The following is a 26966-nucleotide window of genomic DNA, read 5'->3' on the forward strand; positions in this document are numbered from 1 at the left end:
TTAAACCGTCAGGTTGCGAGATAGGCTTTAGAACCGGGGCGTCAAGAAGATGAGACGGGAGGCGGGGTTAAGCCCGGGTCCCGATTTGCACGGCTTCTACTCCAACGCACGCGCGGTGCCAACTCCCGAAGGGCCAGTTCCTGCAACCTGTGCTGAAGAGCGGCGGACCATAGGGAGGGCCAATGGGGGCGTCAATGCCATCGGGCATAGATCTCAGGGCGTAACCGAGGGAGGATCGATCCAGCCGACATTGCCGTCCGGCCGGCGGTAAATGATGTTCACCCGGCCGCTGGACCCGTGCTGAAACACGATGCAGGCGGCCCCCGTCAGATCTAGTTCCATGACCGCCTCGCTGACCGAAAGCCGCTTCAGCGACGTGGTCGCCTCCGCGATGATGACGGGGCTATAGGATGTGACCTCCTCGTCGCCTTCCGTCGGCGCCTCAATCACATAGCTCGGCGCGTCGAGCGCGGGGCCGTCGATCTCCGCCAGCGCCGCGGAGGCCGCATAGGCCTTGCGGGCCGAGCGATCCTTCAGCCGGCTCTTGTAGCGGCGCAGGCGCTTCTCGATCATCAAGAGCGCCTGGTCGGCGCTGGCATAGGCGTCCGGAGCGTTGGAATCGGCCTCCAGCGTAATTCCGGAGTCCAGATGCAGCGCACAATCGGTGCGGAAACCGAAGCCGTCCTTGCTCAGCGTGATGTGGCCGGAATAATTGCCGTCGAAATATTTTCTTAAGACCTCATCGGTGCGCTCGCTGACGCGCGAACGAAGCGCCTCGCCGACACTGATGCTTTTCCCGGAGATTCGAAGGGTCATTTGATGCCTCGCTTGATGCCTCGACTACTCTGGTGTTGCCGGAGCATGGCCCATTCGGAAAGCGGGTGTCGCTTTCCGGGCCGCGCTCTGTCGGGGACCTGACACTATCGCGATCTGACGCGAACGCAATCAGGCCGGCGCCGCATCGCGGGACCGGTCGGAGGAGGAAGTGGCGGGAGCGGAAAGGGCGTTACCGAGCATGCTCTGTTTGTCGCGGCGGCGCTGGACCGAAGAAGGAATGCGCATGGCTTCGCGGTACTTCGCGACCGTGCGGCGGGCAATATCAATGCCCGATTCACGCAATCGTTCCACGATGGTATCGTCGGAGAGGATCGCACTCGGCGCTTCCGCATCGATCAATTGCTTGATGTGGTGGCGGACCGCTTCCGCCGAATGCGCCTCGCCGCCGTCGGCTGAAGCAATCGAGGCGGTAAAGAAATATTTCAGCTCGAAACTGCCGCGATTGGTCGCCATGTATTTGTTGGCGGTGACCCGCGACACCGTGGATTCATGCATCTGGATCGCGTCCGCCACCGCTTTCAAATTCAGCGGCCGCAGATGCGCGACGCCATGAGTGAAAAATCCGTCCTGCTGGCGGACGATTTCGGTGGCGACCTTCAGAATGGTGCGGGCGCGCTGATCGAGTGCGCGCACCAGCCAGGTCGCGTTCTGCAGACAGTCGCTGAAATAGGATTTGTCGCCGTCCTTGCGGATCGTCTTCGACAGCTCGGTGTAATAGACCTGATTGACCAGCACGCGCGGCAAGGTGTCGCTGTTGAGTTCGACGTGCCATCCGCCGTCCGGGCCGGGCCGTACATAGACGTCAGGTACCATGGTCTGCGTACGAGCCGAGCCGAACTTGAGGCCGGGCTTCGGGTCGAGACGCCGGATCTCGCCGATCATGTCGGTGATGTCTTCGTCGTCCACGCCACACAGTTTGCGTAAAGACGCAATGTCGCGCCGCGCCAGCAGATCGAGATTTTCCACCAGCGCCTGCATGGCGGGGTCGTAGCGGTTGAGTTCGCGGAGCTGGATCGCGAGGCATTCGCTCAGGTTCCGCGCACAGATGCCGGGCGGATCGAACGTCTGCAGCACCGCGAGCACGGCATCGACGTCCGCCTGCGAGGCGCCCAGGCGCTCGGCAGCCTGCCCCAGATCCGGCGGCAGATAGCCGGCATCGTCGACCAGATCGATCAGGTACTGCCCGATCATGCGCTGCGCCGGCGCGCTGAAGGCGACCGCGAGCTGTTCGGCGAGGTGGCCCCCAAGCGTCACCTCGGCGGCAACGAAGGCTTCCAGATTGTATTCGTCGTCGTTGGAGGCGCCACCGCCCCACTCGGTGTAGGCGGTCGGCGCCGCGTCCTGTGCGGCGCGCGCGGCGGCTTCGGCGGGCTCTTCGGAAAAGACGTTGTCGAGCGGAGTGTCGAGCGTCTGCTCGATCTCGGTCCGGCTGCTGAGGTCGCGGTTCAGCCAGTCCTCCTGGCCGGGCTCGAAGGTCTCGCTCCCGGGGCCAGTGCTCATATCGGAGGCATCGCCGCCGCCATCCTCGCCATAGCTGCCGGAATCGGAGAAGTCGGCGCGCTCGGATACCGGTTCGCCTGCAACCGGGGGTTCGGGGCCGTCACTGGCCCGCTCCAGCAGCGGATTGCGCTCTAATTCCTCCTCGACGAAGGCCGACAGGTCGAGATTCGACAGTTGCAGCAGCTTGATCGCCTGCATCAATTGCGGCGTCATCACCAGCGACTGCGACTGCCGGAACTCTAATCTCTGCGTCAGCGCCATGAGGTCAAGAACCGATCCACTAAAAGTTGGTCCGATTCTTGCTTATATTAGTCCAAAGCCCTTGTACACGCCTTGACGAACGCGAAAATTGGGCTATGGCGCGATCAGCGACAATGGGAAGCCGAGCCGCTCCCAGGCGCGCTAGAAATCCCGAATGAGTGCAGTACCTTACAACCAACCCGCCGATACTTTGGCGGGTTGTGCGCTATAATCGGAATTCCTCGCCAAGGTAAAGACGGCGTACATCCGGATCGTTGACGATCTCTTCCGGACTGCCCTCGGTCAGGATCTGCCCGGCATAGACGATGTAGGCGCGGTCGGTGAGGCCGAGCGTTTCCCGCACATTGTGGTCGGTGATCAGGACACCGATACCGCGATTGGTGAGATGGCGGACCAGGTCCTGAATGTCGCCAACCGCGATCGGATCGATGCCGGCAAAGGGCTCGTCGAGCAGCATGTAGTTCGGACGCGTCGCCAGCGCGCGCGCAATTTCGACGCGGCGGCGCTCGCCGCCGGAGAGCGCGATCGAAGGCGATTTGCGCAAGCGCGTGATGTTGAATTCATCGAGCAGCGAATTGAGCTCGGCTTCGCGTTTCCTGCGGTTGGGCTCGACGACTTCGAGCACGGCGCGAATATTCTGCTCGACGGTGAGGCCGCGAAAGATCGAGGCTTCCTGCGGCAGATAGCCAATGCCGAGCCGCGCGCGCTGATACATCGGCAGCTTCGTCACGTCATGACCGTCGAGTTCGATGGCGCCGCGATCTGCCTTGATCAGCCCGGTGATCATGTAGAACACGGTGGTCTTGCCGGCGCCGTTCGGGCCGAGCAGGCCGACCGCCTCGCCGCGGCGAACATAGATGCTGACGCCGCGCACCACTTGCCGCGTGCCAAAGCTTTTTTCCACGCTGTGCACAGCGAGAAAGCCGGGCCGCTTGATCAGGCGCGGCGCTTCGCCGCCATTGGACTTGGCGCGAGGCGCCTGGGCCCGTGAACGCGCTCTGTCCTGGCGCGGCGGTTCGACGTGGGGCTCGGGCTGCGGCAATTCCAACCCGGGCAGCGAAGCCGAACGCGCCATTGGCGGCGCATCGCGCACCGGGCTCGCCAGCATGTCGCCGAAGGAATCGCCGAGCGCGGTGATGTCCTCGCGCGAACGCGCAAAGCCCACAGGGCCGCGTTTCGCGGGGCGTCGACGGAACATGCCGAATAAATCCACCATCCCGCTTCGCTTAAGCCTTTCACGGTGATTCCGCGATGCGCCCGCCGGCGAATCGCTTCGCTGGCGAACCATGAATGAATGGATGTCCCCTGCCCAGCGAAACACCCCGCCGTGCGCCTGCCCAGTAGATACAGGCTCGCGCTACCGGCTTCAACCGTGACCGCTCCAAATAATCTTTAAGGCACTGATCTGGCTTATTTTTTACCGGGGATCAGCGAGGGTATCTGGACCGGAGCGGACTTCGCCCCGCCCGATCCCGACCCGCAATTCTCTCCCTGGATGAACATGCCCTGCACCTTGCCGCTGTCGGATTCGACACGCGACACGCCGGTCGTCATGTCGACCTTGAGGCGATCGCCCTTGAGCACGTTCTTGCACTGGGTGAGCACGACCCCACCCACCATCGTAATGAGGTTGGCGCGCGTGTCGAAGATCGCGGTCTCGCCGGTCACGACCTGGTCCTTTTGCGTGACCACGACGGAGCCCTTGGCTTCCAGCCGTCGGATCGACGAGCTGCCGCCGGGCCCGGGGGTCGCGGACTGCATCGATCCGGATTTCGATCCCTTGGGTGCGGCGGGCGGCGCGTCCGATGCCGGACCGGAGTCGTAAAACACCACCAGCGACTTCGAGGTCATGGTGGTGTCGCCCTGCACGACCTTCACGTTTCCGGCGAAGGTCGCTTCCTTCTTCTTGTCGCGCATTTCGAGCGACGCCGCCTCGATTTGAATCGGCTGATCGCGGTTTTGCGAAAAGCCCTGCATCGCATTCGGCACGCCCGACATGGCGCCTTGCGCGAAGGCGCCATCGGAGGCGCTCAACGCGAGGACAAGCGCTGCGGCCGCAAACCTGCGCGAGAACAACTGCATCATAGCGATCATTTCGTGTTGGCGGACTTGCCGCTGATGGACCGCGTCTTCGGCGCTGGCTGCGGCTCAGGCTCAGGAGCAGGCGCCGGAGGGCTTTCCATGACCAGGTTCATCACGACATTGCCTTCGAAGCGCACGACCTCGCCGCTGTTGATGATCCTGAGCCGGTCGGCGGTGAGTGTACCGTTCAGCAATTTGACGTCGACATGCTCGTCCGACGTCACTGTTCCCTTGTTGATGTCGACATAGGCCTGCGACAGTTTCGCCTCGTAGCCGGTGGAGGATTGCAGGAAGATATCCTTGCGCAGGTCGAGCATCTGCTGCTTGCTGTCGAAAAACCCCGTGCGGGCATCCATCGTCACGGTGCTCTTGTCCTCCATCACGACCTTGGCCCGCAGCGTCTGCAGTTCGACGTGATCGGGATTGGTCAGATCCTGGATCGCCGCCTTGGCCCACAAATCGTATGGGCGCTGGTCGGTGGAGAAGCCGGCAAGGTGCGGCGTTTCCATGGTGATCTTGGTGCCTGACACTACGAGATTGCCGATGTCGACCGGCAGCTTCGAGAGCCCTGTGATGCGGAACGGGTTGAAGATCGAGATCGCGACGATACCGGCCATGGCCAGCAGCACCGCCGCCGGGACCGCGACCCGCAGTACCCGCACCATCCGGCTGTGACGGGCGGCCGCAGCGAAGCGGGCCTCCATGCCGGTGGCAAAGGCTGGGTTCTGTATCGAGTTCACCGCGGCTCCAAAGACGCCAAAGAGAGCGTCATCCTACCCGCAATCGCGGGATTATGCAGCCCGGACACTCGCGATGAGTGTGACCGAAACGGGGCGGAAGCCGGCAACCCGGCGCTTCAATTAGTCCCGGTCACGAATGCGCGAAGATATCCTCGGCCTCCCAGCCGCCAAGATCGAGCTTGGCCCGGGTCGGCAGGAATTCGAAACAGGCCTGCGCCATCGCCGTCCGCCCCTCGCGCGCCAGCATGGCATCGAGCCGCTCGCGAAGACCATGCAGATGCAGCACGTCGGAGGCGGCATAGGCGAGCTGTGCCTCGCTCAGACTCTCTGATCCCCAGTCGCTCGACTGCTGCTGCTTCGACAGATCGATGTTGAGCACCTCGCGCACCAGGTCCTTCAGGCCGTGGCGGTCGGTATAGGTGCGACTCAGCCGCGAGGCGATCTTGGTGCAATAGACCGGCTGCGGCATCACGCCGAACGTGTTGTAGAGCACGGCGACATCGAAGCGGGCGAAGTGGAAGATCTTCGTGATGGCCGGATTGGCGAGCAGCGCCTTCAGGTTCGGCGCGTCGGTGTGGCCCTTCGGGATCTGGATGACATCGGCCGTGCCGTCGCCATTCGACATCTGCACTACGCAGAGCCGGTCGCGATGCGGATTGAGCCCCATGGTCTCAGTATCGATCGCCACCGAATCCTTGTAGCGGGACAGATCGGGCAGGTCGCCGCGATGCAGGCGGATGGTCATGAAGGAAAGCCTCGTGTCTCAGGTCGATTCGACCGAAACACTAGCGCCCGGAGCCGCCGGAGGCGAGCGGCTGGACAAGGCTTATAGGGCGAGAATTGCGGGTTCGGCGTGCTTGTCCGCCATCAGTCATCGCCCGCTTCGCGCGAGGCGGAGCATTACCGCCCTGCAGCTTGCTGCCGGAAGGCAAGGCTGGTCAGGCCGTCTTCGCATCGGGTGATTTCGGGGGCTGAAGCCCCGGACTGTTGGCCCAGCGGTCGAGATTTTCGATAACGTGCGCATGGCTCGGCCGGCGAGGCGGCGGCTGTTCCCGTTCTTCGGACAGCTTGCGTGGCAGCTTGATGTTCTCGGTCATGGCCGTACTCCATGCCCGAGATTATGCGCTCGCGCAGATCCTAAATCAACCGTTAACACACTGTTTTTACTGATGTATTTAGCTAACTTGGCGTCAGAGTCGCGTTTGAGGGAACCAGCACCAAGAACGAATGTTGAGTAAATTGCTCAACCACCTCAGTTTGGGTTGTTCCGACAATCTGGATCATTCCGATGTCCGAGATGCGCGATGAACGATTACAGGTGATGCTGTCGCCCGAGGAGCTGACGGCAATCGACGATTTCCGCTTCAAGCACCGGATGCCGACCCGGGCCGCGGCCGTGCGCGAGCTGCTGAAGCTGGGGTTGACGGCCGTTGCGACCGATGGCGGCGGCCGGATGAAATCCAGCAATTACGGCGTGTTCAGGCGTGGTCCGGACGGCCATGTGTCTGGCTCCGATCCGGATCCGGCGGCATAGCCCGACATTCCGCGCGACGCATCGCGCCGGCGGCATCTCAACGCATCGGTCATTGGGCAAGGGCAATGGTGCCCAGGAAAGGACTCGAACCTTCACGGCCGTGAAGCCACTGGCACCTGAAGCCAGCGCGTCTACCAATTCCGCCACCTGGGCCCGGGCGGGTTAGTAAGGATCGGTCACGCGCTTGTCAAATCGCTTCAATGCCATCCGAAATCCGCTGTACAGCAGAGCCGTGTTGGCGTATCGCGAATCCGCTAAATCCCACCGATATCTTCGAATTTGACCGGCAGGAATTGACCCCGATGGCATTGCACGCGGCATCGAACCTGGAAACGCTCATCACCGTGTTTGGCGGATCGGGCTTTCTGGGGCGAAACGTGGTCCGGGCGCTAGCCAAGCGCGGCTATCGGATTCGGGTGGCGGTGCGGCGGCCCGAACTGGCGGGGCACCTGCAACCGCTCGGCCGCGTTGGCCAGATCCACGCCGTGCAGGCCAATCTGCGCTACCCGGCCTCGGTAGAGGCGGTGATGCGCGGTTCCGAAACCGTGGTCAACCTGGTCGGAACCCTGGCCGAGAGCGGCGCGCAGACGTTCGACGCGGTGCAGACCAAAGGCGCCGAAACCATCGCCAAGGCCGCCGCCGCCATCGGCGCGCAGATGGTGCATGTATCGGCGATCGGCGCCGACGAGAATTCGCCGTCGGCCTACTTCCGCTCCAAGGCGGCTGGCGAGAAGGCCGTGCTGACGGCAGCACCATCGGCCACGATCATGCGGCCGTCGCTGCTGTTCGGGCCCGAGGATCAATTCACCAACCGCTTTGCCGCGCTCGCCCGGATATCGCCCTTCCTGCCGCTGATCGGCGGCGGCGTGACGCGGGTGCAGCCGGCCTATGTCGCCGACGTCGCCAACGCGGTCGCCGACGCCGTCGATGACAAGACCAAGCCGGGCGCGACGTATGAGCTCGGCGGGCCTGATGTGCTGACCATGCGCGAGATCATGGAAATCATTCTCAAGATCACCAAGCGCAAGCGCATGCTGGTGTCGCTGCCGTGGGGATTGGCGAAGCTAAAGGCGCACTTCCTGCAATTCGCGCCGGGTCCGTTCAAGCTGACGCCGGACCAGGTGGCGATGCTGCAAGTCGACAATGTCGTGTCGGACGAAGCGAAGGCAGCCGGTCTGACGCTGCAAGGCCTCGGCATTACGCCAGAAGCGATGGAAGCGATCGCCCCGCAATATCTCTGGCGCTTCCGCGCCGCCGGGCAGTTTCAGCGCAAGAACGCTTAGAGGTTTCGTAGGGTGGGCAAAGGCGCACTTGCGCCGTGCCCACTATCCAACACCGCGCTAGTGATGGTGGGCACGCGAGCCTGTCATCGGGCGCGCGTTCGCGCGACCCGGTGGCTTTGCCCATCCTACAAATTTGCGGGGACTACTTCCCCAGCGCCAGCGCGATCAGGCCGAGCGTGCCGATGGCGACGCGCCACCACGCAAAAAACGTGAATCCGTGGCGCGTGACATAGGTGAGGAACGTCTTCACCACGATCGCCGCGGTGATGAACGAGACCACGAAGCCGATCGCGATGATGCCGATATGATCGGTCGTCATCTCGGCGCGGTTCTTGTAGAAATCATAGCCGAACGCGCCGACCATGGTCGGGATCGCCAGAAAGAACGAAAACTCCGCGGCCGATCGCTTGTCACCGCCGAGCAGCATCGCCGCCACGATGCTGGCGCCGGAGCGCGACACGCCCGGGATCATCGCCACGCATTGCGCGATGCCGATCCACAGATACATCATTAGCGGATAGCGCGTGGCGTCATGCTGTGTCGGTTTGAGATAGAGCTGATCGACCCACAACAGAATTGCGCCGCCGACGATCAAGGTGAAGCACACCACCCAGGGATTGAAGAGAAACTCCTTGATGTACTTGCCGGCAACCAGGCCGATGACCACCGCAGGCAGAAACGCCAGCAATACGCCGATCACGAAACGCTGGTCATCGGGGTTGGTGAACATGCCGAGCGCGACGCGCCACAATTTGATGAAATAGAGCATGACGATGGCGAGGATGGCGCCGAGCTGAATCAGCACGACAAAGCTTTGCCAGAACGCGCCCTCGCCAAGCCCGAAGAATCGTTGCGCGACCAGCATATGGCCGGTCGACGAAACCGGCAGGAATTCCGTGACGCCCTCGATGATGCCGAGAATCACCGCCTTCACTACATCCGACATCATGATGTGGGTCCGTTTTGGCTGGAAAATCGCGCCCTTCTCGCTTATTCATCCCGATGCCGCAATCGCAAAAAAACGCCAAAGACAGGTTGCCTCTTGCGCCGGCTTGACTATAGCGTTTTCGAGCGAACTGAATCCCGGTTCGCGCGAACAAAACACGTCAAAACGAAGGCTAGAGCCTATGCGGTTCTGATTTAAGGCAGAACCGAATAGGCTGCAGTGTCGCGATTCGCATGACGCGGCTTGGCCGCTCGGGTTCCTTGAGCGTCGCCGCGAATTGTTCAAGGATTTCATGTACACGCTCTATCATCATCCGTTCTGTCCGCATTCGCGCTTCATTCGCCTGGTGCTGGGCGAACACGGCCTCGACCTGCGCCTGGTGGAAGAGCGAGCCTGGGAGCGGCGTGAAGGGTTTCTCGTGCTCAATCCCGCCGGCACCACGCCGGTGTTGATGGCTGACGGCTTTCCGCCGATCCCCGGCGCGGGCGTCATCGCCGAATATCTCGACGAGACACACGGCCTGGAAGCGGGCGAGCGGCGGCTGTTACCGGCCTCGATGGCCGAGCGTGTGGAGGTGCGCCGGCTGATGGCCTGGTTCAACGAAAAATTCTTCGAGGAGGCATCGAACCCGCTGGTGACCGAGCGCATCTATAAGCGTTTCATGAGCGAGGAGAATGGCGGCGGCGCGCCGGCGGCCGACGTAATCCGCGCAGCCAAGGCCAATGTGCGCTATCATCTGGCCTATATCGGCTGGCTGGCGCAAACGCGGAATTTCCTCGCCGGCGACCGGCTGACCTACGCGGATCTCGCCGCCGCGGCGCACCTTTCGGCGATCGATTATCTGGGCGATGTGCCATGGAGCGAGGACGAAGCAGCAAAGATGTGGTACGCGCGGGTGAAATCCCGCCCGTCGTTCCGCCCGCTCTTGAGCGAATGGCTGGCGGGCGTGCCGGCGTCGCGGACCTACGTGGACCTCGACTTCTGAGCCAGGGCGTCAAGCTCTCCGCCAGCGATCTGAAGTCCGCGCTCGTGCGCGAAGCCGCGACGCTCGGTTTCGATTGCATCGGCGTCACCGATCCCGGCGAGCTCGGCAATGCCGGAAAATATTTTCGCGAGTTCCTCGATGCCGGTGCGCATGGCGACATGGACTGGCTCGCCGCTCAGCCCGAGCGGCGGATGGATCCGCGCGTGCTGTGGCCGGGCGTGCGATCGATCATCATGCTCGGCTTCAATTACGGACCCGACGACAATCCGCTCGCGCTTCTCGAAAAGCGTACACGCGGCGCAATCTCCGCCTACGCCCAGGGCGACGACTATCACGACGTGATCAAGAAGCGCCTGAAGACGCTGGCGCGGTGGCTGGTCGCGGCATCAGGCGAGGAAGTAAAAGTGTTCATCGATACTGCAGCGGTGATGGAAAAGCCGCTGGCGCAGGCGGCAGGACTAGGCTGGCAAGGCAAACACACCAATCTCGTCTCGCGCGAATTCGGCTCCTGGCTGTTCCTCGGCGCGATCTTCACCGCCGCCGAGCTGCCGCGCGACACCGCCGACACCGACCATTGCGGCTCCTGCAACGCCTGCCAGGAGATCTGCCCGACTGCTGCGTTCCCCGCACCTTACAAGCTCGATGCAAGACGCTGCATTTCCTACCTGACGATCGAGAACAAAGGTCAGATCCCGCGTGAATTCCGCAAAAGCATCGGCAACCGCATCTATGGATGCGACGATTGCCTCGCCGTGTGCCCGTGGAACAAATTCGCGCAAAAAGGCCGAGAGACCAAACTCGCCGCGCGCGCGGAATTGCGTGCGCCTTCGCTGGGAGAATTGGCGCGGCTCGACGACGCCACATTTCGCGCCCTGTTTTCGAAATCGCCGGTCAAGCGCATCGGCCGCGACCGCTTTGTCCGCAATGTGCTGATCGCGATCGGCAATGCGGAGGATTCGTCACTGGCAGCAGAGGCCGAACGCTTGCTCGATGATGCGAGCCCGCTCGTTCGCGGTGCGGCGGTATGGGCGTTATCGCAGTTGGTGGATCGGAAGAGGTTTGATGCGCTGGCTGCCAAGGTGATCGACGCCGAGACAGATGAAGAAGTGCTCGAGGAGTGGAGACTCAGCAGCACCGCTGCCAGACCCTCATCCTGAGGAGCGCGAAGCGCGTCTCGAAGGACGAGGCCAATAGCCGGGCCACATGGTTCGAGACGGCGCAAGAGCGCCTCCTCACCATGAGGGTCACCCTTGATTTCACGCGAAGAAATCCGCCATGGTCGCCCGCCATGACAAAAAACCAGCCCTTCTTCACGCATAATCGCGATAACGACACCTTCATGCCCACGCCCGTGTCAAACGGCCCGTGGGACCCCAATTCTCTGCACGGCCGCGTCGTGATCGGCCTGCTGGCGCATGTAATCGAGCAGCGCCACGGCGCCAGCGAGTTCGTGCCGGCGCGGTTTACCGTCGACATGTTTCGCCTACCGAACGTCACGACGCCGATCGAGGTCACAACCAAACTGGTCCGCGACGGCATCCGCATCAAGGTGGTGGAGGCCGAGTTCTTTTCCGGCGGCACCAGCATGGCGCGCGCCTCGTGCCAATTACTCCGCAAGACGGAAAACGCGCCGGGCAATGTCTGGTCGCCGCCGAACTGGGATGCGCCAAACCCCGCCGACATTCTAAAGCCCACCGATTCCCGGCTCGGCATGAACGGCAAATGGACCACACGACCGATCGTCGGCCAGATGGGTTCGCTCGGGCCGCGGCGGCTGTGGATGAGCGAGGTGCGCGAACTCGTCGAGGGCGTGCCGATGTCGCCGTTCGTGCATGTCGCCACAGGTGCCGATTTCGCCAGCCCGTTCGCCAATGCCGGCGATCAGGGGCTGGGTTACATCAACAGCGACGTCACGCTGTATCTGCACCGTCTCCCCGTCACGCCATGGATCGGCTTCGACGTGGTGAACCATCACGCCACCGACGGCATCGCGATCGGCGAATGCTGGCTCTATGACGAACAGGGACCGATCGGGACGTCGACGGTCGCGGCGCTGGCGCAGCGCAAGCCGATGACAACCGTGCCGCCGCCGTAGCCTAAACCGTCATGCCCCGCGAAGGCGGGGCATCCAGTATTCCAGAGAGCGCGTAATAGAATCGCGAAGCCGCGGCGTACTGGATCGTCCGCCCCTGTGCGCAATTGCGCACAAGGCGGACGATGACAGGCGGAGGACAACAGATCACTCCATCAAATGCCGCTTCATCTCCGGCCGCGCCTTCAGCGCCGCACCCTGTTTTGCAACAATCTTGGCAATTCGCTCCGGTGCAAATTTAAGATCGACGAACGCCGGGGCGGTGTTGGCGACCTCGTGGTACTCAGCGATTCTGCCGTCGCGCAGCCGCATGATCGCGACGCCCTCGAACATCGCGCGCGCCCCTTTTGCTTCCGGGAGCGTCGAGCGATAGCTGAACGTGTAACGCGCATAGAGCATCTCGCCCTCACTGACCGGATCGTGCATGTCCCAGCGAAAATCGGTCGCAGTGCGATAGAACCAGTCATCGATCATGTCAGCGATTTTCGCGCGGCCCTCGAACGCGCCATAGAACACGTCGTGATAGAGGCCGTCCTCGGTAAACAGTTCCGCGAACGCCTTGCCGTTGCGCTGCTCGACCGCGTCGCAGAAGGCGCGGAGCATGGTGGATGGGTTCATGGTATTGTCTCCCGCTCGTCATGCCCGCGAAGGCGGGGCATCCAGTATTCCAGAGCGCGCAAGATAAATCGATGGGCCGCGGCGTACTGGATCGTCCGCTGGAGCCTGTCATCGGGCGCGCATTCGCGCGACCCGGTGCCGGACGATGACACCGTGGTTGCGGTGAGAACTCACCCCATCTCCGCCACCGCCGCGAGAATCCGCGCGATGTCCTGCGGGCGCGACAGACGGTGGTCGCCGTCCTGGATCATGGTCAGCACCACGTCCTCAGCCGGCAACCGGTGCGCCAGCGCGAAAGCGTGCTGCCAGGGCACGTCGGGATCCTGCGCACCCTGCAGGATGCGCACGGGGCATCCGACCTCGATGGCGCTGCCAAGCAGGAGATGGTTGCGGCCCTCCTCGATCAGTGCGCGCGTGATCGGATAGGGTGCGCCGTCGCCATATTCCGACGGCCGCATCCACACGCCCTTGGTCCTGATCTCCTCGCGGACCTCGTCGGAGAAGCTGTTCCACATCAATTGCTCGGTGAAATCAGGCGCCGGTGCGATCAGCACCAGGCCTGCAAGCGTCGCACCCGCTGCCTCACGGTTGGCAATGGCGCGCGCCAGCAAGAGCGCGAGCCAACCACCCATCGATGAGCCGATCACGACCTGCGGGCCCCGGCAGAATTGCTCGAATACCGCAACGCTCTCTTCCAACCAGCGTCCGATGGTGCCATCGATGAAAGCGCCGCCCGATTCGCCGTGGCCGGAATAATCGAATCTAATACAGGCGCGGCCGTGTTCCCCAGCCCAGGCGTCCAGCGCGAGCGCCTTGGTGCCCCGCATGTCGGAATTGAAGCCACCGAGCCAGAATAGCCCGGGTCCGCTGCCGGCGCGGGCGCGCACGGCGATCCGGCGGCGGCCATCGCCCTCTCCCACCTCGATAAAGGCCGGTTCCTGGTCGATTGGTGCTGAATTGGTCGCTGAATTAGTCATGGATCTGTCACTCTCGCCCTGCCGCCTTGTCCGCGAGCGCACTTCATCGGTCAAGCGCGACCGCCCCGCGCTTGCGGATCAGGTCGCCGCGCTATATTTGCCGGACGTGACCGAAATGCCTCGCATTTGACGGTTTTCGGGCGCAGACCGCGAGTTCGCTTGCTGTCTTGAGCGTATTGCTTCAAACTACAGCCCTTCTTTCACAACTTTGGAGAGTTACCCATTCGCCGTCCCAACAGAGCCCCGCCCGCTGCAACCAAAGACGGGCCGCGCACCAATGATGATATCCGCAACGCGCAGATCCAGCTGATCGATCAGAACGGCACCAACCACGGAACGGTCGAGACCGTGGTCGCCATCAAGATGGCCCTCGAGGCGGGCATGGATCTTGTCGAGATTTCGCCGAACAACAATCCTCCCGTTTGTAAAATCATGGACTACGGGAAGTTCAAGTATTCGGCGCAGAAGAAAGCCGCCGAGGCGCGCAAGAAGCAGAAGGTCGTCGAGATCAAGGAGATCAAGCTGCGGCCGATGATCGACGATCACGATTACGACGTGAAGATGCGCGCCATGCAGCGGTTCTTCGAGGAAGGCGACAAGGTCAAGATCACCTTGCGCTACCGTGGCCGCGAAATGGCGCACCAGGAAATCGGCACCAAACTTTTGGACAAGGTGAAGGCGGACGTCGCCGAATTCGCCAAGGTCGAGCAGGACGCCAGGTTCGAGGGACGTCAGGTCGTGATGGTGCTGGCGCCGCGCTGATGTGAACTCGGTTTAGATGCGAAGCGGCCCGTCAATGATCTGGCGGGCCGTTTTCGTTCTTTTGTAGCCCGGATGGAGCCAACGGGTCGCGCGAATGCGCGCCCGATGACAGGCTCCGCGCAATCCGGGACAGGTCGATCGACGTATGCAGAGCCCCCGGATTGCGCTGCGCTTCATCCGGACTACGAACTACCGAGCTAGCTCCGCGTGGCCTGCCAGGTGCCGCTGCAGTAGTCGCCGGTGATAATGCCGCGCCACGAGCCCGCGCCGTAGCTGCCCACAAGCCGGCCGCCGCCGCTGGCGCGGGATGCGCCGACCGAAACCCTGACTGCAACAACACCCGCGCGACTGACTGATCCGGAAACCCTGCCGCCGCCGGCCGATGAAACCCGGCCGCCGATAACGGTGAAGGGAACGCTGTAGCCTGAACTGCAACTGCCCCGCGTGGTGGCGAAGACCACGTTCCAAGTCCCGTCATAGGCTCGGATTGCCTTGGCTCCCCTCGGCGCGGCTTCGGCGGTGACCGCGGCCGCAATGACGGCCAGCGCGGCGAAAACGGGAAGCCAGCGCGCGGTGCGAAGGCCGGGAGAAAAATCGGTCATTGTTCCTGCTCCGGACGGGATATTAATGACGTCAGCGATAGGTAGCGACGTCGGGCGCCGCGGTTCATCATTGCCAATTCGCGCGTGCTCTGCCATAAGCCCGACCTTCATCGCCCGGCTGATCAAGGGCTGCCGTGTCGATGACCGTGCGGGTTGTCTCGCTTTCTGGGAAAAACCTGAGCACTTTCAACGCTCTAACGAGCATTTTAAGCCGCAAAAGCGTCCCTCGGGCGCGTTTTTCTGCGGCCACAGGAGAGCCAAATGCCCAAGCTGAAGACCAAGTCAGGCGCTAAAAAGCGCTTCAAGGTGACTGCCACCGGCAAAGTGATGCACGCCCAGCGCGGCAAGCGCCACGGCATGATCAAGCGGACGAAGAAGCAGATTCGTCAGCTCCGCGGCACCCGGGTGCTGTTCAAGACCGACGGCGATAACGTCAAGAAGTACTTCTTGCCGAACGCCTGATCGCGTTCACGCCGTCACAGCCGAGCCGCGCCCGCGCGGCGATCCCGTCATCTTATTTCTGATCAAGGATACCAGTCATGTCTCGCGTCAAACGCGGTGTGACCTCTCACGCCAAGCACAAGAAAGTCTACAAGGCCGCCAAGGGTTTCTACGGCCGCCGCAAGAACACCATCCGCGCCGCCAAGGCCGCGGTCGAAAAGGCCGGGCAATATGCCTTCCGCGACCGCAAGCGCAAGAAACGCACCTTCCGCGCGCTCTGGATCCAGCGCATCAACGCCGCGGTTCGTCCCTACGGCATGACCTACAGCGTCTTCATCAACGGCCTTTCGAAGTCGGGCATCACGGTGGACCGCAAGGTGCTGTCGGATCTCGCCATCGCCGAGCCGGCGGCGTTCCAGGCGATCGCCGAGAAGGCCAAGGCCGCGCTGGCGGCGTAAGCCGTCGCCCCCACTCGGTTCTTCTGCGATGTTTTTGAGGTCGTCATGGCCGGACTTGTTCCGGCCATCCACGCCTCCTTCTCGCAAACGCTGTAAGACGTGGATGCCCGGGACAAGCCCGGGCATGACGGGCTAGGAGCATCGGCTTTAGCATCCTAGTCAAAAGGATTGCCATGACCGATCTCGCTCAACTCGAATCCCAAATTCTCAGCCAGATCGCTGCCGCCGGCGACGAGGCCGCGCTCGAAGCCGTGCGTGTCGCGGCGCTCGGCAAGAAAGGCTCGATCTCCGCGCTGCTCGCTACGCTGGGCAAGATGTCGCCGGACGAGCGCAAGACGCAGGGCGCTGCGATCAATCTTGCCAAGGACAAGGTTACACAGGCGCTTTCAGCGCGCCGCGACGTCCTGAAATCGGCCGCGCTCGATGCCCGTTTGGCGTCAGAGACCATCGATGTCACGCTGCCGCTCCGCGAGGCCGTGGCCGAACAGGGCCGCATCCATCCGCTGAGCCAAGTGATGGATGAGCTGACGACCATCTTCGCCGACATGGGATTTGCGATCGCCGAAGGTCCTGATATCGAGACCGACGATTACAATTTCACAAAACTGAACTTCCCCGAGGGCCATCCGGCACGGGAGATGCACGACACGTTCTTCTTCAATCCGAAGGAAGACGGTTCGCGCATGCTGCTGCGGACCCACACCTCGCCGGTGCAGGTGCGCACGATGTTGTCGCAGAAGCCGCCGATCCGCGTGGTTTGCCCGGGCCGCACCTATCGTATCGATTCGGATGCGACCCATACGCCGCAATTCCACCAGGTCGAAGGCCTCATCATCGACAAGGGCTCGCATCTCGGCCACCTCAAATGGATTTTGCACGAGTTCTGCAAGGCGTTCTTCGAGGTCGACCATATTAACATGCGGTTCCGCCCGTCGTTCTTCCCGTTCACCGAACCATCGCTCGAGGTCGACATCCAGTGCCGGCGCGATAAGGGCGAGATCCGTTTCGGCGAGGGCGAGGACTGGCTCGAGATTCTTGGCTGCGGCATGGTGCATCCGAACGTGCTGCGCGCCTGCGGCATTGACCCTGATGTCTACCAGGGCTTTGCCTGGGGCATGGGCATCGACCGAATCGCGATGCTGAAATACGGCATGTCCGATCTCCGGCAATTGTTCGAGAGCGACGTGCGCTGGCTTTCGCATTACGGCTTCAAGCCGCTCGACGTCCCGACGCTCGCGGGGGGATTGAGCACGTGATTTCGGTTCCTGCGCAATATCAGGGTTTGCGTTCGTTCGCGTTCGGCGACGGGCCGAAGCTTGCCGACGAATTGCTCGACCTCGTGATCAAGGGCGTGAAGACCGCGACCTGCTCGACCGAGGACGAGCCGAACACGTCGACGCCCGGCGAGCAATGGATCGTGCTCGACGGGCGCGGCGAGCCGCGTTGTGTGATTGAGACCATCGAAGTCACCTACCGCCGCTTCCCCGAAGTGGACGCCGCCTTTGCCTATGAAGAAGGCGAAGGCGACCGCAGCCTCGATTATTGGCGACGGGCCCACCGCACTTATTTCGGCCGCCTGGGCCGGTTCAGTGAAGACATGATGCTGATGTGCGAGCGCTTTCGTCTGGTTGAGGTGTTTGGCGATCACACGACGGCTCTCTCCGTTCCCTCCCCCCTTGTGGGGGAGGGTCAGGGAGGGGGGTAGCCGCGAATGCCGCACGCGGTCGTCAGCGAACGCCAGCGCAACCGGGCGAAGCAGCTTCGCCAGACGATGACACGCGCCGAAACGCTGCTGTGGCGCCACCTCAAGGCCGGTCGGATGGACGGGATCGGCTTTCGTCGCCAGACGCCAATCGGAAATTACGTCGTCGACTTCGTCTGCTTCGCGGCGAAGCTCGTCATCGAGCTTGACGGGGAATCGCACGATTTCGACGAGCGTCAGCAAGCTGACCAGCGGCGTGACGCATTCCTTGCTGCCGAAGGCTTTCGCGTTCTGCGCTTCACGAATGAGCAGGTGATGTCGAATCTGGAAGGTGTCGTAGAGATCATTCGCCAGGCGACATCGGTCGGAGCAAGCGGCTCATCCCCCTCCCTGACCCTCCCCCACAAGGGGGGAGGGAACGGTGAGGACGGCGCAAGTATCACTGAAATAACCAGCAATATTCGAGGCTCACAGCCATGAAATTCACGCTCTCCTGGCTGAAGGAACATCTCGACACCGACGAGCCGCTGGAAAAGCTCGCCGACAAGCTCACCATGATCGGGCTCGAGGTCGAGAGCATCGAGGACAAGGCGAAGGCGCTCGCGCCATTCTCCATCGCGCGGGTGATCTCGGCCGAGCAGCATCCGAATGCCGACCGCCTGCGCGTCTGCTTGGTCGATACCGGCAGTGGTGCTGCGCCGGTGCAGGTGGTCTGTGGAGCACCGAATGCGCGCGCCGGACTCGTAAGCGTGTTCTCGCCGCCCGGCACGTTCATCCCCGGCAAGAACATCACCCTTGGCGTCGGCACCATCAGAGGCGTCGAGAGCCGCGGCATGCTGTGCTCGGCAGCCGAGCTGCAGCTTTCTGAGGACCATGACGGCATCATGGAACTGCCGACCGATGCGCCGATCGGCAAGGGCTATGCCGAATGGGCCGGGCTTGGCGATCCCGTGCTCGAAATCAATTTGACGCCGAACCGCCAGGACTGCACCGGCGTGCATGGCATCGCGCGCGACCTTTCCGCGGCCGATATGGGCAAGTTCATCGATCCCGGAATTAGGCCGGTCAAAGGCGAATTCCCTTGCCCGGTGAAAGTGACGGTGGAAGATGCAACGCTGTGTCCTGGCTTTGCGCTGCGGCTGGTGCGCGGCGTCAAGAACGGTCCTTCGCCGGAATGGCTGCAGAAGCGCCTGACCTCGATCGGCTTGCGGCCGATCAATGCGCTGGTCGACATCACCAACTTCATGACCTACGACCGCGCCCGGCCGCTGCATGTGTTCGACGCCACGAAAGTGACGGGCAATCTTACTGTGCGCCGCGCCAAAGAAGGCGAGAGCCTGCTGGCGCTCGACGGCCGCACCTACACGCTCGATCCCTCGATCTGCGTGATATCGGATGAGCATGGCGTCGAATCGCTCGCCGGCATCATGGGCGGCGAGACTTCCGGCTGCGATGAGAATACCGTTGACGTGCTGATCGAATCGGCGCTGTGGAACGAGATCAACATCGCGCAAACCGGGCGCAAGTGCGGCATCAATTCGGATGCACGCTACCGCTTCGAGCGCGGCGTCGATCCGGCCTTCATGGTGCCGGGGCTCGAGCTTGCGACCAAAATGGTAATGGAGCTCTGCGGCGGCACGCCGTCGGAGACCGTGGTCGTCGGCAATGCCTTCGGCGACGACCGCATTATTGATTTCCCGCTGAGCGAGGTCAAACGTCTGGCGGGAATCGAGGTGCCGCTGGTCGAGATGCGGCGCATCCTCGGCCATCTCGGCTTCATGGTCGCCGGCAGCGGCCCAGTGGTGAAGGTCGCTGTTCCCTCCTGGCGCACGGATGTTCACGGCAAGGCCGACATCGTCGAGGAAATCGTTCGCATCGTCGGCGTCGACAAGGTGCCGATGACGCCGTTCGAGCGCGGCGAAGACGCGCGCAAGCCGGTACTGACCACGATCCAGCTCCGCACCCGCCGCGCCAAGCGCGCACTCGCCGCGCGCGGCATGGTGGAAGCCGTGACGTGGTCGTTCATCTCGAAGCCGCATGCTGAGATGTTCGGCGGCGGCCAGGCCGAGCTCGTGCTTGCCAACCCGATCGCTTCCGACCTCTCTGACATGCGACCGAGCCTTTTGCCGGGTCTCGTCGCCGCGGCGCAAGCCAACGCCAATCGCGGTTGCTCCGACGTCGCGCTGTTCGAGGTGGGACAGGTGTTCAAGGGCGACAAGCCGGAGGACCAGTTCGTCGCAGCCTCAGGTGTGCGCCACGGCTTTGCGTCCTCGAAAGGCATGGGGCGGCATTGGTCCGGCTCTGCCCAAACCGACGCGCTCGACGCCAAGGCCGATGCGTTCGCGGTGCTCGCGGCGGCCGGCGCGCTGATGCAGGCGCTGCAGATAGTGCCAGGCGGTGCAAGTTGGCTGCATCCGGGGCGCTCCGGCACCATCCAGATCGGACCGCAGAACGTGCTGGGTTATTTCGGCGAACTGCACCCGCGGACGCTGGAGGCGCTCGGCGCCGACGGCCCGATGGTCGCGTTCGAAGTCATCCTTGACCGCATTCCCGATGCCAAGAAGAAGCCGACCCGCGCCAAGCCGTTGCTCGAACTCTCCGCGTTCCAGCCGGTATCGCGCGATTTTGCGTTCATCGTCGATCGCGCGGTCAAGGCCGGCGACATCGTGCGCGCGGCGCAAGGCGCGGACAAGAAGCTGATCACGGACGTCACCGTATTCGACGTCTATGAAGGCAAGGGCATCGATCCGGCCAAAAAGTCGATCGCGATCGCCGTGACGATCCAGCCGCGTGAGAAGACTCTGACGGATCAGGAGATCGACGCGGTGGCGGCGAAGATCGTGGCCGAGGTGATAAAGAAGACCGGCGGCACGTTGCGGGGATGAGCCCTCTCGGTCTCATCCCTTCCGACGTCAGCCTCAACGCCGCCCTCGCGATTTGCGCAGTCGCCTTCGTCTCGGGAACGGCGCGGGGATTTTCCGGGTTCGGCTCGGCGCTGATCTTCATGCCGCTGGCCAGTTCGATCGCCGACCCGCGATTGGTGGCCGCGCTGCTGCTGATCATCGATTTCGTCGCCGCCGCGCCGCTGCTGCCGAACGCGTGGCAGAAAGCCGACCGCAAGGCGACCGCGATCATGGTAACCGGCGCGCTGATCGGCGTGCCGATCGGCACTTATTTTTTGAGCCGGTTGGAGCCGGTGACGACGCGCTGGATCATTTCCGTTTTCGTCTTTGCGTTGTTGTTGCTGCTGCTCTCGGGTTGGCGCTACCGCGGCAAAGATCACGCGGCAGTTTCGATCGGCATCGGCGGCTTATCAGGCTTTTGCAGCGGGCTGGCCCAGACCGGCGGGCCGCCGATCGTCGGCTACTGGCTTGGCCGCCCGCTCCCTTCCGTCATCGCGCGCGCCAACATCGTGCTGTTCTTTGGCGCTTCGGATCTCTTCTCGGCCGTCAGCTATGCCGCGACCGGACTGATTACATTCGACGCCATCAAGTTTGCGCTGGTGGTCGGCCCGCTCTATGGCGCTGGCGTTTGGTTCGGCGCCTCGCTGTTCGGTAAAGCCAGCGAAACCGTATTCCGCTCGATGTGCTACGCACTGATCGCAGCGGCGGTGATCTTCGGCCTGCCGGTTCTGGATGGTATTTTGCGGTGATGTAGGTTCGTAGGCTGGGCAAAGGCGCTTCGCGCCGTGCCCACCGCAGCATGCACCGCTCGTGGACGGTGGGCACGCTTCGCTTTGCCCACCCTACGATTCCTGCGCTAGCCCATCACCAGATCGCAATACGCATAGCCGTCGCGCGCGACGCACTCGCCGGTCATGACCGCAAGTCGCCCTGAAAACATCGGCCCCGCCACGACGCAGGTGTGAAACTCGCCGTTCTCACCGCAGGGGTCGATACCCTCGGGCAGATCAGCGAGCAGCGTTGCGTCGAATTTGCGACCGGCGAATTCCGCCGGCAGCTTCTTCAGATCGACTGTCGCGATATGGGCTTCGAGCCCGCTTGCGATCATTGCTCGCGCGAGTTCCGGCGTTGGCCGCTCCCAGAGCGGAAATACCGGCGTAATTCCGGTGCCCGCGAGCTTCTGTTCGCGATAGGCGCGGATGTCGGCCAGGAACAGATCGCCGAAGATCATATGCGTGACCCCATCGGCAACCGCTTGCGCGACTGCTTCGCCCATCCGCGCCTCGTAAATCTCGTTCGGACAGGGATAGGGAATTGCCACGATCCGCTGCGGCAGGCCGGCGGCCTCGCATTGCGCCTGCAATATCTCCTGCCGCACGCCGTGAATCGAGACGCGGCCGAACGTCTCGGTTACCGTGGTCAGCGCGCCGATCACCTCGAATGCGCCCGCGCGCATCACTTCATGCAGCGCAAACGCGGAGTCCTTGCCGCTCGACCAGGAGATCAGTGCCTTGGGACGGGCCATCAGTTGATCGGAGACGGTGCACGCCGCCGCTGCTTCGTCGGCCGCGCCTCCGGCTCGGGATCCTTCAATGCGCCGATCCGCCGCAATACCGCCTCTGCCGCGCGCTCGCCACTCTCCCAGGCGCCGTCGATCGTTCCCCACAGCGTTTCGTGGGTGGCTTCGCCGGCGAGATACATGCAGCCGATCGGTTCGGTCAGAACCTTTCGCGACGACTGCCCGCCGGGACCAGCCGCCGACATCGCGCCGAGCGTGAACGGCGCAGCGTTCCAGCGCGTCGCGCTCGACTTCGTCACCTTGGCGGCCGCCTCGCTGCCATACAGCTTCGTCAGCCATTCCACCGCAAACGCCACCATGGCCTTCTCGCCCTGCGCCGAAAGATCGCGGCCGAAGGAGCCGCCGACATCGAGGGTGCAGAGCGAGGAGCCGCCGACATTGGCGAACAACAACGCCGTCTTGGTCGAATTGCTCTGCTCGATGACGACGTCGTCACGGGCGAGGCCGAGCGGATTGCCCGCTATCTGCAGCGCGATCCGGTCGTAGCTGCCGAGACTGAGTTTCGAAGCCGCCTCCAGCATGCGCTTCGGGATGTCGGGCGCGAATTTGATATTGCCGGCCGTCAGCACGTTGCTCGACACTGTGACGACGGCAGCGCGGGCGACGATCTTTCCGGCTGGCGTTTCCACCATGACGTCGCGGTTGCTCCAGGAAATCCGGTTGGCCGGCGTCGACAGCGCCACCGGCACCTGCTCGCCGAGTTTTGCGATCAGTGTGCCCAGTCCCTGGCGGCAGCCGATCGCGATGTTGCGATCCTGCGCGCGCGACTTGTCGCCGACCGAAACGTCCTTCAGATCCTTGCCGGAGAAGCTGGCCCCGAGCACGAATTCCGCCGTGCCCGCCCAGTCGCCGAGATCCTTCGGCAGCACGGAAGCGCAGGAAACATCGAACCGTCGCGCGGCGTCGTCGATGGCGCGGTTGGCGCGCACCAGCGCTGCCAGAAACTGTTCGGTCTCGCCGGCGCGGGCATTGCGGCGGCCGATACGGATCTTCTGGCCCGATGGCGCGGTCGTGATCTCGAGGCCGGCGGCGCGCGCCAGCTTGATCATCGGATTGGTCTCGGGGTTGTGCATCCAGCGTGCGCCGCGATCGAAAGGTACGTCGAACGTCGAGCCGTCGGTCTGGCAGCGGCCGCCGATCTGGTTCGCCGCCTCCACCACGATCACCCTGCGGTTCGTCGCCATGATCCGCCGCGCCGCAGCAATGCCGGCCGCGCCCGCGCCGATCACCACGATGTCGGCGTCCCGCGGCAAGGGCGCGGCCCTCGCATACCCACCAGACAAACCGGGAACCGCCGTCAAGCCTGCGGCCGCCGACAGGAAGGTGCGGCGGGTCATTGTCATGTCATGGTTTCCGGGACCTGAAGGACGCGAGAACAGCTAGCGAACTGTGCAGCATCTCACGTGACGCAGCAACACTCATGGTAAATCAATCATGATTGATCCGCCTCCCGCATGAACTAAATTGAAACGGCTTGCGACCATGATAAGGAAACAAAAAAAGCGGAAGAAAAGCCGCTCTGGGGGAGTTTCATGGGCGTAATGCTCGATACTATTGGCCAGTTGATCGCGGGCTACCTGCAGAAGGAAGTCCCGGGCTATGAGCCGTTCACGCCCAGCGACCCTGAACATCTGCGCGGCGTCATCGAGCCCGGCGATGTGCTGCTGGTCGAGGGCAACAACCGGATCTCCGGCATCATCAAATACCTCACGCAGTCCACCTGGTCACATGGCGCGCTCTATGTCGGCCCGGTTGACGGCGCCACCGAGCCCGACGGCGAGCCGCATGTGCTGATCGAGGCCAATATCGGCGAGGGCGTCACCTCGGCGCCGCTGTCGAAATATTTTCCCTATCACACCCGCATCTGTCGGCCGATCGGTCTGTCCTACGAGGACCGGACCACGGTGTGCCGCTACGCCATCAACCGGATCGGCTTCGGCTACGACACCAAGAACATTGTCGATTTGATGCGCTATCTGATTCCCTTGCCTATACCGCAGCGCTGGCGGCGGCGCATGATCGCGTTCGGCTCCGGCGATCCCACCAAGATCATCTGCTCGGCGCTGATCGCGCAGGCATTCGACGCCGTGCGCTACCCGATCCTGCCGAAGATTACCCGCGCCGCCTCGCGAAAGGCCCGGCGCGAAATCCTACATATCCGTGATTCCTCGCTGTACATGCCGCGCGATTTCGACATCTCGCCCTATTTCGAAGTCGTCAAACCCACCATCGTGCACGGCTTCGACTACACCGCCCTGCACTGGGCCGACAAGCAGAAGCCGCTCCCGGAGGTAGCGGGCCAATTCGGTGTGTTTCCAGAGGTCAAGTCGCCGCCGCTTGTTCCTGAAGAGATTGACGAAGAGACGCCGCTTCCGGCTGCGGCTGAAGAAGTGACCGTCGTTCCGATGATGGTCAAACGTGTCACCGTGTCGGAACATTATCTCGCCGTCGAATATGTCCCGGTCCGCCCGCCCGAGCGCCGCATGAAGCCACGCGCGCGCCGGAGATGATCGCCTGAGACGAGTAGCCCGGATGTAGCGCAGCGTAATCCGGGGCAAGTTGCCGAGCGGATCGAGCCGCCCCGGATTACGCTTCGCTCCATCCGGGCTACAAGATTCCTAAAATCTCCCCGCCAGCGTCAGTCTCACCGCGAGCGGCTCGGCAGGATGGACATGCCGGTCAGCCACGCCGCCGATCGGCTCGCCTGGCAATCGCGACAGGTAGTAGTACTCGATCTGGTTAGTCTTCGCATTGAAGAGATTAAGCAAGTCGAGCTGCAGCCGCAGGCCATTGTCGAATTTGTAGCCCGCGCGTGCATTGAAGATCAGCGATGATTGCGAGCGGACGCTGTCGTCCTCGATCAGGGGACGCGGGCCGAAATAGCGTCCCCGCAGCGCGCCGAACCAGCCGGCCTCGCCGCCGAACGTTACGCCGCCGCCTGCGACCCATGCCGGCGCGCCCGGGATGAAGTTGCCGGCGGAATCGACATCGGTGAAGCGGGCGCAGGTGTAAGCGACATCGAAGTCGAGCCGCATCCACGGCAGCATTTGGTACTGGTTGGTCCATTCCACGCCGACGCGTCGGCTCGGCCGGCTGGCTTCGGTGGTGCCGGCGTCGCCGACGAACAGCAACTCGGAATCGAAATCCAGCATGAACACCGCAAGCGAGCTGGTAAGGCCTTCAATCGCTTTGGTGCGGATGCCGATTTCACCACCCTTCGACCGCACCAGCAACGGCACGCGATCCTGCGGCGTCACCTTGTCGATCGGATCGACGGTGATGGTCGCACCTCTGATATCGTTGGAGTGCAGGCCGTAGCCGGCATTGCCGTAGAACTCGGTCCGGTGCCACGGCCCCAACACAATGCCTGCTTTAGGACTCGTCATTGACGCCTGTGCGTTGCCGGAATTTTGCGCCGTATCGCTCAGCACCCTCCCCGCAAAATAATCCTCGCGGATGCCGACCGTGGTGCGCAGCCAGTCGGTCCAGCGCGCCGTCGTGTCGGCCCATAGGCCAACGTTACCTTCCCTCACGCTGTCTTCGCGAACGGTCGAAAGCATCTCGCGCTGCAACGTCTTGAACAGGCCGACACGAATATCGTCGCCGCGCGTCTGCAATCCGGCGCGGGTCTGCGTTTCGATGCCGCCCACGCGTACATCGAAGGCGTGGCTGGCGTTAAGACCATAGACCGTGCGCCGGTCCATCTGGCTGAACTGATCGCCATTGACGGGATCGTCGAGAAAATAGGTGAAGTTGTTGTAGAGCCGCAGCGACGAGTTGATCGCATAGGCGTTGATCTTGCTCTGCCCGTATTCGCTCGATTGCGCCCAATTGCTCGACAGCGAGAACCGGCTTGAGATGCCGCCATCGGTCGGATCGAGCGTCCCGAACCGCCCGATCACGCCCTGATAGATCGCGCGCTGCGCCACCTGGTCGGTCGAATTCCAGCTGTTGGAATAGGCCATGGCCGACAACGTAAAGCCGTCGGTCGCGGTGCCCTGGCTGTAGCGCAGCACGCCGTTGAGCTTGCGCACATTGTCGGGCACGTCCCATGGACCATTATTCGCGACACCCTCGAAGGCGGCGAGCAAGGCGCCCGCGCCGACCGCTGTCGATCCCGCCGCCAGTGCGCGGCGATAACCAAAACTGCCGAACGTCAATTCGGCGATGTTCTTCGGCAGCCTGTTGACATAGTCGATGGCGACAGCGCCCGCGGACGCGAAGTCGCCTTGGTCGGCGAAGTAAGGTCCCTTGCGGACACTGACCGACCGCACCAGCTCCGGAATCAGGAAGTTGATGTCGGCATAGCCCTGGCCGTGGCCATGGCTCGGCATGTTGACCGGCATGCCGTCGACACTGATAGCGAGATCGGTGCCGTGATCGAGATTGAAGCCGCGCAGAAAATACTGGTTGGCTTTGCCCTCGCCGGAATGCTGGGTCACGATCAGCCCCGGCACCACCTCCAATGCTTCGCCGACGCGCGAAAAAGGCCGGGCGTTCACCTCCGTGCCGCTGATTGTCGTGGCGCTGGCTGCGGTCGGTTCCAAGTATGCCGGCCCCGCCGTCGCGGAGCCGGACGTCACGCCGCCGCTGACGGGCGGCAGAACAGGTGCGTCCGGTTGAACGGCGGAGGAATTTCGGACGGCTTGGTGAGAGCGCGGCGG

28 protein-coding genes and 1 tRNA gene are annotated in these 26966 nt (G+C 63.0%); 14 read left to right on the forward strand and 15 right to left on the reverse strand.

Annotated elements, in window-relative coordinates; translation table 11 throughout:
- Positions 1-213: 213 nt before the first annotated feature.
- The 7 genes from hpf to RX328_RS00580 form a co-directional block, all read right to left on the reverse strand.
- Positions 214-816 carry a ribosome hibernation-promoting factor, HPF/YfiA family gene (gene hpf / locus RX328_RS00550; RefSeq protein WP_213252521.1) on the reverse strand — a complete coding sequence of 201 codons (603 nt, stop codon included), beginning with the start codon at positions 814-816 and terminating at the stop codon, positions 214-216.
- A 129-nt stretch (positions 817-945) separates the two neighbouring features.
- On the reverse strand, positions 946-2598 hold the full coding sequence (gene rpoN, locus RX328_RS00555) for an RNA polymerase factor sigma-54 (protein ID WP_213252522.1): 1653 nt from the start codon (positions 2596-2598) through the stop codon (positions 946-948).
- Positions 2599-2803: 205 nt separating this feature from the next.
- The gene (lptB, locus tag RX328_RS00560) at positions 2804-3814 is read right to left on the reverse strand and encodes an LPS export ABC transporter ATP-binding protein (RefSeq protein ID WP_213252523.1); all 1011 of its coding nucleotides are present in this window, start codon (positions 3812-3814) and stop codon (positions 2804-2806) included.
- Positions 3815-4008: 194 nt separating this feature from the next.
- Positions 4009-4692: an LptA/OstA family protein gene (locus RX328_RS00565; RefSeq protein WP_213252524.1), complete on the reverse strand. Its 684-nt coding sequence runs from the start codon at positions 4690-4692 to the stop codon at positions 4009-4011.
- A complete protein-coding gene (lptC, locus tag RX328_RS00570; protein WP_409410823.1) occupies positions 4689-5420 on the reverse strand; it encodes an LPS export ABC transporter periplasmic protein LptC in 732 nt (243 codons plus the stop codon). Before lptC ends, RX328_RS00565 begins: the two co-directional genes overlap by 4 nt.
- A gap of 130 nt (positions 5421-5550) precedes the next feature.
- Positions 5551-6165, reverse strand: a complete 615-nt coding sequence (locus RX328_RS00575) for a ribonuclease D (RefSeq protein ID WP_213252525.1) — start codon at positions 6163-6165, stop codon at positions 5551-5553.
- Positions 6166-6358: 193 nt separating this feature from the next.
- Positions 6359-6517, reverse strand: coding sequence for a hypothetical protein (locus RX328_RS00580; RefSeq protein ID WP_213252526.1), 159 nt, complete (start codon positions 6515-6517; stop codon positions 6359-6361).
- Between the two features lie 191 nt (positions 6518-6708).
- Between RX328_RS00580 and RX328_RS00585 the strand changes: the two genes are divergently transcribed.
- Positions 6709-6954 carry a hypothetical protein gene (locus RX328_RS00585; protein WP_213252527.1) on the forward strand — a complete coding sequence of 82 codons (246 nt, stop codon included), beginning with the start codon at positions 6709-6711 and terminating at the stop codon, positions 6952-6954.
- A 66-nt stretch (positions 6955-7020) separates the two neighbouring features.
- Here the strand turns inward: RX328_RS00585 and RX328_RS00590 are convergent.
- A tRNA-Leu gene (locus tag RX328_RS00590) sits at positions 7021-7107 on the reverse strand.
- Between the two features lie 149 nt (positions 7108-7256).
- Between RX328_RS00590 and RX328_RS00595 the strand changes: the two genes are divergently transcribed.
- Entirely contained in the window at positions 7257-8237 is a 981-nt protein-coding gene (locus RX328_RS00595) for a complex I NDUFA9 subunit family protein (RefSeq protein ID WP_213252528.1), read from the forward strand.
- A gap of 142 nt (positions 8238-8379) precedes the next feature.
- Here RX328_RS00595 and RX328_RS00600 read toward each other — a convergent pair whose 3' ends face one another.
- On the reverse strand, positions 8380-9186 hold the full coding sequence (locus tag RX328_RS00600) for an undecaprenyl-diphosphate phosphatase (RefSeq protein ID WP_213252529.1): 807 nt from the start codon (positions 9184-9186) through the stop codon (positions 8380-8382).
- Between the two features lie 289 nt (positions 9187-9475).
- Between RX328_RS00600 and RX328_RS00605 the strand changes: the two genes are divergently transcribed.
- The 3 genes from RX328_RS00605 (at position 9476) to RX328_RS00615 (ending at position 12263) form a co-directional block, all read left to right on the forward strand.
- Entirely contained in the window at positions 9476-10168 is a 693-nt protein-coding gene (locus RX328_RS00605) for a glutathione S-transferase family protein (RefSeq protein WP_213252530.1), read from the forward strand.
- Positions 10117-11325, forward strand: a complete 1209-nt coding sequence (gene queG / locus RX328_RS00610; RefSeq protein ID WP_213252531.1) for a tRNA epoxyqueuosine(34) reductase QueG — start codon at positions 10117-10119, stop codon at positions 11323-11325. The genes RX328_RS00605 and queG overlap by 52 nt, the downstream gene beginning before the upstream one ends.
- 131 nt (positions 11326-11456) lie before the next feature.
- Positions 11457-12263, forward strand: coding sequence for an acyl-CoA thioesterase domain-containing protein (locus RX328_RS00615; RefSeq protein WP_213252532.1), 807 nt, complete (start codon positions 11457-11459; stop codon positions 12261-12263).
- Between the two features lie 144 nt (positions 12264-12407).
- On the opposite strand, the gene RX328_RS00620 is transcribed toward RX328_RS00615, so the two are convergent.
- Both RX328_RS00620 and RX328_RS00625 read right to left on the reverse strand, forming a co-directional pair.
- Positions 12408-12878, reverse strand: a complete 471-nt coding sequence (locus RX328_RS00620) for a nuclear transport factor 2 family protein (RefSeq protein WP_213252533.1) — start codon at positions 12876-12878, stop codon at positions 12408-12410.
- Positions 12879-13048: 170 nt separating this feature from the next.
- A complete protein-coding gene (locus tag RX328_RS00625) occupies positions 13049-13855 on the reverse strand; it encodes an alpha/beta hydrolase (RefSeq protein ID WP_213252534.1) in 807 nt (268 codons plus the stop codon).
- Positions 13856-14077: 222 nt separating this feature from the next.
- On the opposite strand from RX328_RS00625, the gene infC reads away from it, so the two are divergent.
- Positions 14078-14617, forward strand: coding sequence for a translation initiation factor IF-3 (gene infC / locus RX328_RS00630; RefSeq protein WP_213252612.1), 540 nt, complete (start codon positions 14078-14080; stop codon positions 14615-14617).
- Positions 14618-14814: 197 nt separating this feature from the next.
- Here infC and RX328_RS00635 read toward each other — a convergent pair whose 3' ends face one another.
- Entirely contained in the window at positions 14815-15219 is a 405-nt protein-coding gene (locus tag RX328_RS00635; RefSeq protein WP_213252535.1) for a hypothetical protein, read from the reverse strand.
- Between the two features lie 261 nt (positions 15220-15480).
- Here RX328_RS00635 and rpmI point away from each other — a divergent pair, with 261 nt between their 5' ends.
- The 7 genes from rpmI to RX328_RS00670 all read left to right on the forward strand — a co-directional run bounded on the left by rpmI (position 15481) and on the right by RX328_RS00670 (position 21472).
- On the forward strand, positions 15481-15681 hold the full coding sequence (gene rpmI, locus RX328_RS00640) for a 50S ribosomal protein L35 (RefSeq protein WP_008539890.1): 201 nt from the start codon (positions 15481-15483) through the stop codon (positions 15679-15681).
- Positions 15682-15758: 77 nt separating this feature from the next.
- A complete protein-coding gene (rplT, locus tag RX328_RS00645) occupies positions 15759-16118 on the forward strand; it encodes a 50S ribosomal protein L20 (protein WP_213252536.1) in 360 nt (119 codons plus the stop codon).
- A 173-nt stretch (positions 16119-16291) separates the two neighbouring features.
- Positions 16292-17374 (forward strand): phenylalanine--tRNA ligase subunit alpha, encoded by a 1083-nt coding sequence (pheS, locus tag RX328_RS00650; protein ID WP_213252537.1) that lies wholly within the window; start codon positions 16292-16294, stop codon positions 17372-17374.
- Positions 17371-17823, forward strand: coding sequence for an ASCH domain-containing protein (locus RX328_RS00655; protein WP_409410825.1), 453 nt, complete (start codon positions 17371-17373; stop codon positions 17821-17823). The genes pheS and RX328_RS00655 overlap by 4 nt, the downstream gene beginning before the upstream one ends.
- A gap of 6 nt (positions 17824-17829) precedes the next feature.
- Positions 17830-18300: an endonuclease domain-containing protein gene (locus RX328_RS00660; protein ID WP_213252538.1), complete on the forward strand. Its 471-nt coding sequence runs from the start codon at positions 17830-17832 to the stop codon at positions 18298-18300.
- Positions 18297-20705 (forward strand): phenylalanine--tRNA ligase subunit beta, encoded by a 2409-nt coding sequence (gene pheT / locus RX328_RS00665; RefSeq protein ID WP_213252539.1) that lies wholly within the window; start codon positions 18297-18299, stop codon positions 20703-20705. Before RX328_RS00660 ends, pheT begins: the two co-directional genes overlap by 4 nt.
- Positions 20702-21472, forward strand: coding sequence for a sulfite exporter TauE/SafE family protein (locus tag RX328_RS00670; protein WP_213252540.1), 771 nt, complete (start codon positions 20702-20704; stop codon positions 21470-21472). The genes pheT and RX328_RS00670 overlap by 4 nt, the downstream gene beginning before the upstream one ends.
- 107 nt (positions 21473-21579) lie before the next feature.
- Here the strand turns inward: RX328_RS00670 and RX328_RS00675 are convergent, their stop codons facing one another.
- Positions 21580-22248, reverse strand: coding sequence for an adenine nucleotide alpha hydrolase (locus RX328_RS00675; RefSeq protein WP_213252541.1), 669 nt, complete (start codon positions 22246-22248; stop codon positions 21580-21582).
- Positions 22248-23645 (reverse strand): flavin monoamine oxidase family protein, encoded by a 1398-nt coding sequence (locus RX328_RS00680; RefSeq protein WP_213252542.1) that lies wholly within the window; start codon positions 23643-23645, stop codon positions 22248-22250. Before RX328_RS00680 ends, RX328_RS00675 begins: the two co-directional genes overlap by 1 nt.
- A gap of 189 nt (positions 23646-23834) precedes the next feature.
- Between RX328_RS00680 and RX328_RS00685 the strand changes: the two genes are divergently transcribed.
- Positions 23835-24812, forward strand: a complete 978-nt coding sequence (locus RX328_RS00685) for a YiiX/YebB-like N1pC/P60 family cysteine hydrolase (protein WP_213252543.1) — start codon at positions 23835-23837, stop codon at positions 24810-24812.
- A gap of 108 nt (positions 24813-24920) precedes the next feature.
- Here the strand turns inward: RX328_RS00685 and RX328_RS00690 are convergent, their stop codons facing one another.
- Entirely contained in the window at positions 24921-26849 is a 1929-nt protein-coding gene (locus RX328_RS00690) for a TonB-dependent receptor domain-containing protein (RefSeq protein ID WP_249726560.1), read from the reverse strand.
- Positions 26850-26966 lie beyond the last annotated feature (117 nt).

It is taken from the genome of Bradyrhizobium sp. sBnM-33, from assembly GCF_032917945.1.
In the GTDB taxonomy this organism is placed as follows: Bacteria; Pseudomonadota; Alphaproteobacteria; order Rhizobiales; family Xanthobacteraceae; genus Bradyrhizobium.

Excerpts from the sequence above, each read along its gene's own strand:
- rplT (WP_213252536.1), top strand. The coding sequence starts at position 15,759 with ATGTCTCGCGTCAAACGCGGTGTGACCTCTCACGCCAAGCACAAGAAA.
- pheS (WP_213252537.1), top strand. The coding sequence starts at position 16,292 with ATGACCGATCTCGCTCAACTCGAATCCCAAATTCTCAGCCAGATCGCT.
- rpmI (WP_008539890.1), top strand. The coding sequence starts at position 15,481 with ATGCCCAAGCTGAAGACCAAGTCAGGCGCTAAAAAGCGCTTCAAGGTG.
- pheT (WP_213252539.1), top strand. The coding sequence starts at position 18,297 with ATGAAATTCACGCTCTCCTGGCTGAAGGAACATCTCGACACCGACGAG.
- RX328_RS00565 (WP_213252524.1), bottom strand. The coding sequence starts at position 4,692 with ATGATCGCTATGATGCAGTTGTTCTCGCGCAGGTTTGCGGCCGCAGCG.
- RX328_RS00605 (WP_213252530.1), top strand. The coding sequence starts at position 9,476 with ATGTACACGCTCTATCATCATCCGTTCTGTCCGCATTCGCGCTTCATT.
- queG (WP_213252531.1), top strand. The coding sequence starts at position 10,117 with ATGGCTGGCGGGCGTGCCGGCGTCGCGGACCTACGTGGACCTCGACTT.
- RX328_RS00635 (WP_213252535.1), bottom strand. The coding sequence starts at position 15,219 with ATGACCGATTTTTCTCCCGGCCTTCGCACCGCGCGCTGGCTTCCCGTT.
- RX328_RS00580 (WP_213252526.1), bottom strand. The coding sequence starts at position 6,517 with ATGACCGAGAACATCAAGCTGCCACGCAAGCTGTCCGAAGAACGGGAA.
- RX328_RS00575 (WP_213252525.1), bottom strand. The coding sequence starts at position 6,165 with ATGACCATCCGCCTGCATCGCGGCGACCTGCCCGATCTGTCCCGCTAC.
- RX328_RS00585 (WP_213252527.1), top strand. The coding sequence starts at position 6,709 with ATGTCCGAGATGCGCGATGAACGATTACAGGTGATGCTGTCGCCCGAG.
- RX328_RS00595 (WP_213252528.1), top strand. The coding sequence starts at position 7,257 with ATGGCATTGCACGCGGCATCGAACCTGGAAACGCTCATCACCGTGTTT.
- RX328_RS00620 (WP_213252533.1), bottom strand. The coding sequence starts at position 12,878 with ATGAACCCATCCACCATGCTCCGCGCCTTCTGCGACGCGGTCGAGCAG.
- RX328_RS00675 (WP_213252541.1), bottom strand. The coding sequence starts at position 22,248 with ATGGCCCGTCCCAAGGCACTGATCTCCTGGTCGAGCGGCAAGGACTCC.
- rpoN (WP_213252522.1), bottom strand. The coding sequence starts at position 2,598 with ATGGCGCTGACGCAGAGATTAGAGTTCCGGCAGTCGCAGTCGCTGGTG.
- RX328_RS00660 (WP_213252538.1), top strand. The coding sequence starts at position 17,830 with ATGCCGCACGCGGTCGTCAGCGAACGCCAGCGCAACCGGGCGAAGCAG.
- RX328_RS00625 (WP_213252534.1), bottom strand. The coding sequence starts at position 13,855 with ATGACTAATTCAGCGACCAATTCAGCACCAATCGACCAGGAACCGGCC.
- RX328_RS00615 (WP_213252532.1), top strand. The coding sequence starts at position 11,457 with ATGACAAAAAACCAGCCCTTCTTCACGCATAATCGCGATAACGACACC.
- RX328_RS00685 (WP_213252543.1), top strand. The coding sequence starts at position 23,835 with ATGGGCGTAATGCTCGATACTATTGGCCAGTTGATCGCGGGCTACCTG.
- hpf (WP_213252521.1), bottom strand. The coding sequence starts at position 816 with ATGACCCTTCGAATCTCCGGGAAAAGCATCAGTGTCGGCGAGGCGCTT.
- lptB (WP_213252523.1), bottom strand. The coding sequence starts at position 3,814 with ATGGTGGATTTATTCGGCATGTTCCGTCGACGCCCCGCGAAACGCGGC.
- RX328_RS00670 (WP_213252540.1), top strand. The coding sequence starts at position 20,702 with ATGAGCCCTCTCGGTCTCATCCCTTCCGACGTCAGCCTCAACGCCGCC.
- RX328_RS00680 (WP_213252542.1), bottom strand. The coding sequence starts at position 23,645 with ATGACAATGACCCGCCGCACCTTCCTGTCGGCGGCCGCAGGCTTGACG.
- RX328_RS00600 (WP_213252529.1), bottom strand. The coding sequence starts at position 9,186 with ATGATGTCGGATGTAGTGAAGGCGGTGATTCTCGGCATCATCGAGGGC.